Raw genomic sequence first — 11,855 nt, forward strand, 5'->3', positions numbered from 1 at the left:
GGCCGCGGTGATGGCAGCAGCGCAGCGTCTGGGTGTGACCAAGATCGGCATGGTCGGGAATGAACAGTTCTTGAAATGACAAATATTCATTTCATGACGATTTCAGCGCATCAATGCTGAGTTCTTAAGGTATGATAGAAAATTGGCAGGGGACTCCCTGCCATTTTTCGTATTCACGGGTTGAGCCTAAGGTATTTCTGAAGCTGCAGTCCCAAAGTTTATTAAATTTATTGATTGAGAGATCAACATATGAAGCAACTTCGCTTGTCTCGTATTGCTGTATTGATTGCAGCTATTGGCTTTGCCGCCGCTCCGGAATTAACTAATATTGCAGCAAACCAAGCCTATGCCCAGGAATCCATGCGTCCTGAAATCGGTCGTATCGTGCAGGCGGCTGGTGAGTTGTACAAAGCGAAGAAGTACAAAGACGCCTTGTCCAAGATTCATGAAGCGGACAGCGTTGGTGGTAAGTCAGTCCATGAAAATTTCACGATAGAGCGCATGCGTCTGTCGATCGCATCAGCTGCAGGCGACAATGATTCGGTCATTCGTTCTGCAGAGACTATTGTTTCTGCGAATAAATTGCCAGGCAAAGAGCAGTTGCAAATGATACAGGTGCTGGCGAATGCTTATTTTAAGGCCGGCAACTACTCGAAAGCTGCCCAATGGTATAACCGCTATTATGCTGATGGCGGTACTGATCCTTCCTTGCGTCCTTACCTGATCCAGGCGATGTCACAGAGTGGTGACAGTGCCAAAGCCATGAAAGAAATCAAGGGTGAACTGGCTGCCGACGAGAAAGCCGGTCGTGTACCAAGTTTGACCAATCTTGAATACCTGGCCAACGACGCGCTGAGAAACAAAGACATGGCCACTTATTCCAGCGCGCTGGAAAAAATGGTGTCTTTCCATGGCAAGAAAGAATACTGGGTCAACTTGTTGAACAATGTTCAAAAACAACCTGGCTATTCAGAACGTCTGAAGCTGGATTTGATGCGTTTGAAGCTGGCTTTGGGTCAGATCACGAAAACTGCAGACTTTATGGATATGTCTTTGTTTGCTATCCAGGCTGGCTATCCTTCAGAGGCAATCAAGGTTATTGATGCTGGTTACAAAGCTGGCGCCTTGGGTGAGGGTAAAGATGCTGATCGCCACAAGCGTTTGCGCGATATGGCGGCCAAGGCTCAGGATGATGCCAGCAAAGCCATGGTGGCAAACGAATCGGAAGCGAAGCAGGCCAAGGATGGTACTGGCCTTGTCGATATGGGCTATAACTATGTAACTGCAGGCAAGTTTGACAAGGGTCTGAGCATGATGGAGGAGGGGATCGCCAAGGATAACCTGAAGCATGAAGACGATGCCAAGTTGCATTTGGGTGTGGCCAATATTTTGGCGGGTAAGAAATCTGCTGCGATTAAGGCATTGAAAACAGTACGCGGTAGTGATGGCACGGCAGACTTGGCCCGTTACTGGATTATTTATGCCAATCAGTCGATGAAATAAGTCGGGCTGGGCACTGGTGTTTCAGTGCAATATTTGAAAAAAGGTGCCAATGGCACCTTTTTTTCATTGAATCTTTTGCCGTAATGTGGTGACGTCGCAGTACGGCTGTGCGTCGCTAGCTGTGCTTTTTACGACTAGTCTTGAGGTGGGCGAGTAATGACTTGCCAGTATTGTGCACTGGTGCAACTGAGCGATGGACGATCCTGGGAGCGGCCGCAGTATGCCGGGTGGCAAGTGGGGTATGCTGGCTTACCTGGGTGACAAACGGTACTTGCACATGCAAAGTCTGACCGTGGGACAGATTGTCGCGCTTCAGGTTATTCCATGACTTCAGATCAGCAATGCTGACACGATAACGCTTGGCGATGCCTGCCAGGTTGTCATGCTTGCCGACCTTGTAGCTGACTTGCCGGGTAGAGGTTTTCTCTATAATAAGTTGGGCTTTTTCAGCAATTTCCAGCGAAATGTCATTGTCTGGAGCCTTAGCCGATTTTGGCACCAGCAGGGTGGAACCCGCTTTGACCATCATTTTTGCCGGGATCAGGTTAACTTCCCTGAGCAGTTCGGGTTTCAGGCCCAACTTGTGTGCCAGTGACTCAATACGTTCAGTTTTTTGCACGGTGTGGGCAGACCATGTGGACAACGGGCCTTGCCATTTACTGAGATTCTCTTTAAACAGTGCAGCATTATCGGTCGGCAGCAAGATTTTGGTATTGCTGTCTCCGGTAATGACGGGGCGGCTGAATTGAGGATTGAGCGCCGTAAATTCAGCCAGCGGTAATTCTGCCAGTTGTGCTGCTACCCGCACATCAATGTCCCTGGTTTTTTCTATGGTGACAAAGTAGGGCTGGTTTTCCAGCTTGGGCAGGGCCAGGCTGAATTGTTCCGGGTGACCAATGATATTTTTAACAGCCTGCAATTTCGGCAGGTAGTTCCTGGTTTCGTTCGGCATGTGCACCGACAGGCTCTGGAAGTCGATAGGCAGGCCTAGCGCCTGCTGTTTCTTGATGGCGCGTTGCACCGATCCCTCACCCCAGTTGTAGGCCGCTAGCGCCAGTTGCCAGTCGCCAAACATGCCATACAATTTTTCAAGATAGTTCAAGGCGGCATCAGTGGAATCCAGCACACCGCGCCGGTCATCCTTGAACATGGTCTGTTTCAGGTTGAAATCACGCCCTGTTGAAGCCATAAACTGCCACATGCCAGTAGCTTTGGCGGTGGATATGGCTTGTGGGTTGAAGGCGGATTCGATGAAAGGCAGCAGGGCCAATTCTGTTGGCATGCCGCGCTTTTCCAACTCCTCAACCACGTGATAAAGGTAACGTGAGCCACGTTGTACAGTGCGCAGAATATAGTCAGTACGTGTGCTGTACCAGGCAAGTTGATTGTCGACCAGTTGGTTTTCCAGGTCGGGTATTGCATATCCAGCGCGTATTCTGCCCCATAAATCAGTGGTTTTGTTCGTGTATTCCAGTGTCGTTGCATCAAGCGGTATAGGCAGCGGTAATTCTGGCACTGCAGAAGGTGCTGTGCCTATAGTTGGTACAGGAGCGATGGTTTCCGGTGCAGATGCCAAGGCGAATGCAGGAGGCGCGTCAGCCTGGCAAATTTGCGGCGCAGCGTAGCTAAGCAGCGCTGCAGCAAATAAGGATGAGGAGCGTAAGGGAAATCGTTTCATAGGCAATAAGTTGTCTAATCGACCATGGTCAACGTGGATTGCAGGATCGTGAGAGTGTACGCAAGTGCGGATTGCAGCGTCAAGGAAAATGTCAATGAAATGACAACTGTTACATCTGCAGGTCAACATTCATCATATTAAATATAAGAAAGTGCTGGCATTGGTACTTAAAATTATCTTTACAGAGTGTAAATGGAGGTAATGATGCCTTATCTCATGGATGCGACATTTTTTTACCTGCTTTTCAGGTTGATGACAGACGTTATTATTTAGTCATGCTCAGGGCTGGACTGTTGATGCCGCAACGCTTCATTGGCATTCAACCGCCTTGTTGCTCAACTTAAGCAAGCTGTAATGCCAATGGTTTTTCTTTGATCGGCAGGTGTATCAGTGCAGCGCCAACGGCCAGGCAGATATCGATATACCAGAGCAAATTGAAGTTGCCGCTGGCTTCGAAGACTTTGCCGCCTAACCAGACTCCCAGAAAGCCCCCTAATTGGTGCGCCAGCATGATAATGCCAAACAGGCTGGCCATATGTGCTGGACCAAAGAATTTGGCCACCAGGCCGGCTGTGGGCGGTACCGTGGATAAGAAAGTCAACCCCATGACGGCAGCAAAGACCAGTACGGCGGGACCGGTTTTAGGGGTTAGCAAAAACACGATGATGGCAAAGGCACGTGCCGCGTACAGTAATGACAACAGGGTTTTCATGCGCCAGCGGCCTACGGCCCAGCCCATGGAAATGCTGCCGACGATATTGAACAGGCCAAGTATGCCCAGGGACCATGCGCCATATTCAACAGGCAGTCCGCAAAGACTGATGATGCCAGGCAAATGCGTTGCCAGAAAAGCGACATGAAAGCCGCAGACAAAAAAACCGGCTGCCAGCATCAGGTAGCCAGTGTTTTTCAGGGCACTGTAGATGGCGTCTTTGGTACTGCTTGGCATTTGTCCATTATCTGTATTGTGCACAGGTTTGCCACGTAGCAGAAACGCAGCGGGCAGGGCCAGCAAGACTACCAGCCCCAGAATTTGCATGGCATTGTTCCAGCCATAGTGATTCATCAGCCACACAGCCAGTGGTGCCATCAGAAACTGTCCGAAAGATCCGCCAGCATTGATGATGCCGGTGGCGATGCCGCGTTTCTGAATTGGGATCATGCGGGTGGCAGTCGCCATCAACACAGCAGGTCCGGCCATGCCGGCCCCACCTGCAGCCAATATGCCTATCGCAAAAATCAGCCCGGCGGTGGTGGTCATCAGTGGAGTGATAAAGGTGCCCAGCGCTACCAGCACGATGCCGGTCAACAAAACGCGGCCAGCACCCAGTTTGTCGGCGATTGCGCCCGCAAATGGTTGTGTCAGCCCCCACCACAACTGGCCAAAAGCAAAAGCCAGGCTGATGTTGCCTATCCCTAAACCGGTGGAGGTATTCATGGGGCTGAGAAACAAGCCCATGCTCTGCCGCACTCCCATGCTCAGGGCAAAGGTGCCAGCCGTGCCTAGCAATACCAGCCAGATGGCTGGATATCTGTTTGTGAAGTTGCTTTTGGTGTCCATATGGCTTGCTGGTGATGAGGGCTTTGTTTTTTATGGATTATGGTCGTAATCTTTTTGGTATATTACGGTTATAATCTATAATGTCAAGTCAATTTCTAAGAACCTTCCATGGACGCCGCTATTTGCCAGGAAAAAACGCGTCATGATTTGCAGGAATAGATTGCGTACTTAGCGTGTTTACTTTCGGCCTGTTATTGCGACAAATGCCGCTGTGATTTTGGAAAAACAGGCGGTGCCTGCAAAACTTCAAGAGCCTGCGAATTGACTCAGCAGGCTCCAGGTTTATTCTTCGCCCTTATGTAAATCAAATTGCAATGCAGCCAGATTGGCATAAACACCGCCTTGTTCCACCAGTGATGCATGGGTGCCGGTTTCCACTATCTTGCCGTGTTCCATGACGATGATGCGGTCTGCGCGCTGTACTGTGGCCAGGCGGTGAGCAATGATCAGAGTGGTGCGCCCTTGCATCGCTACTTCCAGTGCCCCCTGTACCAGGCGTTCTGATTCGGCATCCAGGGCACTGGTCGCTTCATCCAGCAACAGCAATGGCGGATTTTTCAGCAAGGCGCGGGCGATGGCTATCCTTTGTCTTTGTCCGCCAGACAAGCGCACCCCGCGCTCACCGAGGAAAGATTGATAACCTTCTGGTAATCTCTCTATGAATTCATGCGCGGCGGCCAGTTTGGCGGCGGCGATCACCTCGGCATCACTGGCATCGGCCTGGCCATAACGGATGTTCTCCATGGCGTTGGCGGAAAAAATCACGGTATCTTGTGGCACTATGCCGATGGCCGCACGCAAGTCATGCAAGCTCAATTGACGTATATTCACACCGTCCAGGCGTATTTCACCATGCTGCGGATCATAAAAGCGCAACAGCATCTGGAACAGGGTGGTCTTGCCTGCACCGGAAGAACCGACAATTGCCACCGTTTCGCCTGGTTGTATATCCAGATTCAAGTCTGACAGTGCGGCGGTCCTGGGGCGTGAAGGATAATGAAATTCCAGCCCTTGCAGTGACAGCGATGCGCCTTCAGCTCCGTGTTCTGCCCGGACCGGCAGGCTTAACGTCTGGGCAGGTGCTGGATTTTGTATTGGTGACTGCGCTTCTATCAATTCCAGCAGGCGCTCGGTGGCACCGGCTGCGCGCTGGGCATCGCCCATCACTTCCGATAATGCACCGACTGCACCGGCGACAATGGATGCATACAGAATAAATTGACCGAGTTCACCGCCACTCATGCTGCCTTGTATGACCGCATGGGCGCCCAGCCACAACACAAATACGATGGCACCAAATACCAGCAGGATGGCAATCAGGGTCAGCATTGATCGTGCACGTATGCGACGCATGGCGGTTTGGAAGGCGCCTTCCACCGAGCCAGAAAAACGTTGCGCTTCGATATGCTCATGAGTAAAGGCCTGTACGGTAGGCATCGCGTTTAAAATTTCGCCTGCGATTGCTGATGCATCGGCAATCCGGTCTTGCGAATCACGCGACAGCTTGCGCACGCGGCGACCAAACAGGACGATAGGCAACACCACTACCGCCAGCGTGACGATGATGATGGATGACAGTTTGGGGCTGGTGATGAACAGCATGACCAGCCCGCCGAGAAAGAGCAGGAAATTGCGCAAGGCCATTGATATGCTGGTGCCGACCACGGTCTGTATCAGCGTGGTGTCGGTTGTCAGGCGCGACAGCACTTCACCGGTCTGGGTGGTTTCAAAAAATTCAGGGCTCTGCGTCACTACGTGGGAATAAACGGCGTCGCGAATATCTGCAGTGACCCGCTCACCCAGCCAGGACACCATGTAAAACCGGGCCGCAGTAGCAATGCCCAGCACACAGGCTACGCCAAACAGCGCAATAAAGGTCAGATCCACATGCTTGATGTTGTGATCGCCGCCACCAAAGCCCAGGTCTATCATTTGACGGAAAGCATAGGGAATAGCCAGTGTTGCACTGGCTGCCACCAGCAAGGCAATACCGGCCAGCACAAACTGCATTTTGTAGGGCCTTAAGAAGGGCAACAGTCCTTTGAGCGTTTGCAGGCTGCTGCGCTGCGAAATGTCAGTGCCGGGAGGGGAAGTGGTCATGCGCAGTCCAGAATAAGGGCGAGCGTGGGCTAAACAATAGCAAAGCGATTAGATGATGGTGTGTCAGGCAAAATCAATAGCCTGGGCAATTCTTTTTATGCTTGCATTAAGGGATGTGGCTTGTTTGGCAATATATGCAAACTGTTTTGCCACCCGTTTGTTATGCGCTTTGTCAACAAATGTATTCGAACAGTCAATGCGCCAGATCAAACTGGATTTGTATTTGTAAAAATCCGGTCCCGGCAGACAAGTGTAAAATCAGCAAACATACCCGGAATGAGAGATGCTGATGAAACGTCTGTTGAAGTGGAGTTTGCTGTTGCTGTTTGGCCTGATTGTCCTCGTGCTGATTGCTGCCTCAGTATATGTCTATGGCAAACGCGTGCAACGTTCTGGTAGTGGCGCGCTGAACGGTCTCAGTGCTGAAGTCACGGTGCAATATGATGAACGTGGCGTGCCACATATCGAAGCAAAAAATGAAGCTGATCTGTATCGTGCATTGGGATATGTGCATGCGCAAGACCGCCTGTTTCAGATGGAAATGGCACGCCGTCTGGCGCGCGGTGAACTGGCAGAAATCCTGGGGCCTAAATTGGTCGATACCGACCGTCTGTTCCGTACCCTGGGCATACGCAAGCATGCGGCAGACTATGCAGCGAAGCTGGATACAAATTCTGCTCCTGTAAAAGCCCTGAATGCTTATCTGGATGGTATCAATCAATTTCAGGCCGGGCATGCGGCCCCACTGGAATTTGATTTGCTGGGCATTCCCAAACGTTCGTTTACGGCGGAAGATACCATCGCCGTTTCCGGCTACATGGCCTACAGCTTTGCCGCTGCGTTTCGCACTGAACCGGTGCTGACACAGGTACGTGACCAGCTTGGGCCGGATTACCTGCGCATATTTGATCTGTCGTGGTATCCGCAAGGTGTTATCAAATCTGCCCCACAATTAAGCCATTCAGACTGGGCCAACTTGCAACGCATTGCCACCACCAGCCAGCAGGCCATGGAAGAATTCGGTTTGCCGCAACTGGAAGGCAGCAATGGCTGGGTGGTCTCTGGCAACAAAACTGCCAGTGGCAAGCCTTTGCTGGCTGGCGACCCGCACATTGCCTATTCAGTCCCGGCTGTCTGGTATGAAGCGCATCTGAAAATGCCAGGCTTTGAGCTGTATGGGCATCATCAGGTACTGAACCCGTTTGCCTTGCTTGGTCATAATAGCCAATTTGGCTGGACGCTGACCATGTTCCAGAATGATGATCTGGACCTGATAGCAGAAAAAGTGAACCCGCAAAATGCCAACCAGGTCTGGATCAAAGGGCAGTGGGTGGATATGCACAGCCGTGAAGAAATTATCAAGGTCAAGGGCAGCGATCCGGTTCGACTGCAACTGCGGTCTTCGCCGCATGGCCCCATTATTACCGATGCATTTCGCGATAACTTCCGTAATAATCCTGTGGCGATGTGGTGGGCATTTCTGGAAACAGAAAACCCTGTGCTGAATGCCTTTTATGAATTGAATCGTGCCAACACTCAGGCCCTGGCCAGCCAGGCTGTCAGCAAAATCCATGCGCCGGGCCTGAATGTATTGTGGGCCAGCACCAATGGCGATATTGCCTGGTGGGCTGCCGCCAAGTTGGTTAAGCGCCCGCCGGAGGTGAATCCCGCTTTCATTCTGGATGGCAGCAGCACGGAGGCAGACAAGCCCGGCTATTACGACTTTGCCGATAACCCGCATGAGATCAATCCAGAACGTGGTTTTATCGTGTCTGCCAATCAGCAGCCATTGCCGTCGGCTAATTTTGCCATACCCGGTTACTACAATTTGCCCGAGCGTGCGCGCAGACTGGAATATCTGCTGGCCAAACCTGGTATCAAATGGGATACCAAAAACAGCCAGGCCCTGCAACTCGATACCCGTACTGAATACGGGCCACAGCTTTTACAAAACCTGCTGCCGGTATTGCGCCGGCAAGTCAGCGATGCCGAAGGCCGTCGGCTGCTGGATCAACTGGAAAAATGGGATGGCAGTTACCAGATCAACAGTGTGGCACCTGTGATCATCAGCCAGCTTTTGTATCAGGTGAGTTTTGCTGCCATGGCGGATGAACTGGGCGAAGTGCAGTTCAAGAATCTGCTGCGCACACGGGTGCTGGATATGGCCTTACCACGTTTGCTGGCGGATGAACATTCCCCCTGGTGGGATAATCGCAAAACACCAGCGGTGGAAAGCCGTGACGATATTATTCGCCTCGCTTGGCGCGACAGCATCGCCCATCTGCAAAATACCTTTGGCAATGACAGCAAACAATGGACCTGGGGCAGGGCGCATACACTGACGCACAAACATCCGCTGTCACAGCAAAAACCGCTGGACAAACTGTTCAACGTCGGCCCCTACGCCGCACCCGGTGGGCGGGAAGTGCCAAACAACCTTTCCAGCCCCATTGGTCCGGCACCATGGGAAGTAACTTACGGCCCCTCAACCCGCCGTCTGATCGATTTTGCCGATGCCAGCAAGGCGCTGGGTATCAATCCAGTCGGTCAGAGCGGCGTTTGGTTTGATGCCCATTACAATGATCAGGCAACAGGATTCGTGGCGGGAAATTATGTGCAGCAGTATTTGGACGCGAAAGATGTGAGCGCGCATACCAGGAGTGTATTGGTGTTGCGAGGGAAGTAGGTTGCTCGTATGTCGTTTCCATGGGCAAGAATGTCCTGCGGAGCTGAGCGTTTGAGAATGACCGCTCAAACCTTCACCTATTGCAACTGAGCTTCCATGTGCTGGTAGTTATCAATGCTTGGCGGCAATTATTACTACTGGATGCACTAATTGGAGATTAATACAGAATTGATATTGATGATGGTCTTATATAGCTGGAGCCCTTCCTGATTTTTTTACAAGGACGATGTCTGTTCCCCGCTTCATTTTTTGATTAACGCTGGTAGCGCTCAAAAAAATCGCCAAAACTGTGTTTGATTGCTATTTGGATAAATATTCCGGTATGCGCGCAGCTTTTATGTAAATATTTCCACACCCAACTATCCAAGCCTCTGCAAGCCTTATATAATCTCGCTACTTGATCGGGAGAGCGTGACGAAAGTTGCCGCCGAAGGGGCTAATACCCAAAAAACTCTCAGGCAAAAGGACCGATCGACGGGGTAGCTAAAAGTTACTCCAACTCTGGAGAGTGGTAGCGGCAATGCAGTTGGCCGGACTACCCACCGAAGGTGCGCGCGGGAAAGCAAACATACAAAGCTCCCGTAATCTCTCAGGTACCAGGACAGAGGGGTATGCGATTTCAACGCATGCGACGTTTATTCGTCGGCATGCGTTTGTTCGTCCCTTCAATCTGGTAACGAGGCATTCATGACGCAAGCAGCGACATCACTCAAGGCAACTCCCCTCAATGCAGCCCATCGTGCGGCTGGCGCAAAAATGGTTGATTTTGGCGGTTGGGACATGCCTGTCAACTATGGTTCCCAAATCGAAGAACATCATGCAGTGCGCACGGATTGCGGCATGTTTGACGTATCCCATATGTGTGTCGTCGATTTGCGGGGTGAAAATGTACGTAGCTTCCTGCGTGGCCTGGTCGCCAATAATGTCGATAAATTGCAGGTAGCAGGCAAGGCTCTGTATTCCTGCATGCTCAAGCCTGAAGGCGGCGTCATCGATGATCTGATCATTTACTTCTTCAGCGAAAACTGGTTCCGCCTGGTGGTCAACGCCGGCACCGCAGAAAAAGATGTGGCATGGATGAATGCCCACAATGCGGCCACCAACAGCGGCCTGACAATTACCCAACGTCGTGATGGTGCGAATGCCTTCGCCCTGGTGGCAGTGCAGGGGCCGAATGCACGCGCCAAAGCCTGGGAAGTCTTGCCAGAAACCAAAGCCGCCAGTGCCGACATCAAACCCTTCAATGCCGTTATCGTGGCTGACACTTCCTTTGGTGAAGTGATGGTGGCACGCACTGGTTATACCGGTGAAGATGGTTTTGAAATTGCTGTTGCTGCTGATCGTGTCAATGACTTGTGGAATGCGCTGGCAGCCGCTGGTGTCAAACCTGCTGGCCTGGGTGCACGTGACACCCTGCGTCTGGAAGCTGGCATGAACCTGTATGGTCAGGACATGGATGAAACCGTCAACCCGCTCGATGCTGGTCTGGCCTGGACGATTGATCTTGTCAGCGAACGTGATTTCGTCGGCAAGCAAGCCTTGCAGACTCAAGGGCAGAATGCCCAGTTCCTGGGTTTGATCCTGCGTGAAAAAGGCGGCATCTTGCGCGCCCATCAAAAAGTCGTCTGCGCGCAAGGCGAGGGTGAAATTACCAGTGGTACCTTCAGCCCGACGATGCAGCAAGCAATTGCCCTGGCGCGGTTGCCTATGGGCGTGTCTGTGGGCGATACTGTACAGGTTGTTATACGTGACAAGCAATTGGCAGCGTCCGTGGTCAAGCTGCCTTTCGTCCGTAACGGCAAAATTTTGGCTGCGTGATTTGAACTGGCAGCCATACTGATTACTGCTTAACGCAATTTCAATAGAATTTCAATACAATTTACTTATTTGGAGCCCATCATGAACGTACCAGCAAATCTGAAATACACCACATCCCACGAATGGGTACGCACAGAAGCAGACGGTACCATCACCGTCGGCATTACTGAATTTGCTCAGGATGCGTTGGGCGATATCGTTTTTGTTGAATTGCCTGAAATTGGTGCAGCACTGGAAGCGGGCAAAGATTGCGCCGTGGTTGAATCAGTCAAAGCTGCCGGTGATATTTATGCACCAGTGACTGGTGAAGTCGTTGCTATCAATGAAGCACTGGCGGACGCACCAGAATCCATCAATGCAGACGCTTTTTCTGCATGGCTGTTCAAGCTGAAACCAGCAAATATTGCTGATGTTGATGGTTTGCTGAGCGCAGAAGCTTACGCCAAGAACATCGCTTGATTATGTAGTTAAAAGAGGTGGCCTCGTGGCTGCCTCTTTTGATATGGATT

7 protein-coding genes, 1 pseudogene and 2 riboswitches are annotated in these 11,855 nt (G+C 51.4%); of the genes and pseudogenes, 5 read left to right on the forward strand and 3 right to left on the reverse strand.

The window, feature by feature from the left end:
- Window positions 1-79 (forward strand): annotated as a pseudogene (locus AC1RVX_RS19265) (biopolymer transporter ExbD); the annotation flags it as partial.
- Window positions 80-249: 170 nt separating this feature from the next.
- Entirely contained in the window at window positions 250-1,503 is a 1,254-nt protein-coding gene (locus AC1RVX_RS19270) for a tetratricopeptide repeat protein (RefSeq protein WP_493218226.1), read from the forward strand.
- 115 nt (window positions 1,504-1,618) lie between these two features.
- Here the strand turns inward: AC1RVX_RS19270 and AC1RVX_RS19275 are convergent, their stop codons facing one another.
- From AC1RVX_RS19275 to AC1RVX_RS19285, 3 genes are all read right to left on the reverse strand, one after another.
- Entirely contained in the window at window positions 1,619-3,181 is a 1,563-nt protein-coding gene (locus tag AC1RVX_RS19275; RefSeq protein ID WP_493218227.1) for a transglycosylase SLT domain-containing protein, read from the reverse strand.
- A gap of 340 nt (window positions 3,182-3,521) precedes the next feature.
- Window positions 3,522-4,742 (reverse strand): MFS transporter, encoded by a 1,221-nt coding sequence (locus AC1RVX_RS19280; RefSeq protein ID WP_493218228.1) that lies wholly within the window; start codon window positions 4,740-4,742, stop codon window positions 3,522-3,524.
- A gap of 282 nt (window positions 4,743-5,024) precedes the next feature.
- On the reverse strand, window positions 5,025-6,842 hold the full coding sequence (locus AC1RVX_RS19285; RefSeq protein WP_493218229.1) for an ABC transporter transmembrane domain-containing protein: 1,818 nt from the start codon (window positions 6,840-6,842) through the stop codon (window positions 5,025-5,027).
- 289 nt (window positions 6,843-7,131) lie between these two features.
- On the opposite strand from AC1RVX_RS19285, the gene AC1RVX_RS19290 reads away from it, so the two are divergent.
- The 3 genes from AC1RVX_RS19290 (at window position 7,132) to gcvH (ending at window position 11,805) form a co-directional block, all read left to right on the forward strand.
- Entirely contained in the window at window positions 7,132-9,528 is a 2,397-nt protein-coding gene (locus tag AC1RVX_RS19290; protein WP_493218230.1) for a penicillin acylase family protein, read from the forward strand.
- 392 nt (window positions 9,529-9,920) lie between these two features.
- Window positions 9,921-10,008, forward strand: a riboswitch (glycine riboswitch).
- An 11-nt stretch (window positions 10,009-10,019) separates the two neighbouring features.
- A riboswitch (glycine riboswitch) is annotated at window positions 10,020-10,143 on the forward strand.
- Window positions 10,144-10,215: 72 nt separating this feature from the next.
- Window positions 10,216-11,346 carry a glycine cleavage system aminomethyltransferase GcvT gene (gene gcvT, locus AC1RVX_RS19295; RefSeq protein WP_493218231.1) on the forward strand — a complete coding sequence of 377 codons (1,131 nt, stop codon included), beginning with the start codon at window positions 10,216-10,218 and terminating at the stop codon, window positions 11,344-11,346.
- 81 nt (window positions 11,347-11,427) lie between these two features.
- The gene (gene gcvH, locus AC1RVX_RS19300; RefSeq protein ID WP_493218232.1) at window positions 11,428-11,805 is read left to right on the forward strand and encodes a glycine cleavage system protein GcvH; all 378 of its coding nucleotides are present in this window, start codon (window positions 11,428-11,430) and stop codon (window positions 11,803-11,805) included.
- Window positions 11,806-11,855 lie beyond the last annotated feature (50 nt).

Source organism: Undibacterium sp. GW821-FHT11B02 (genome assembly GCF_058808955.1).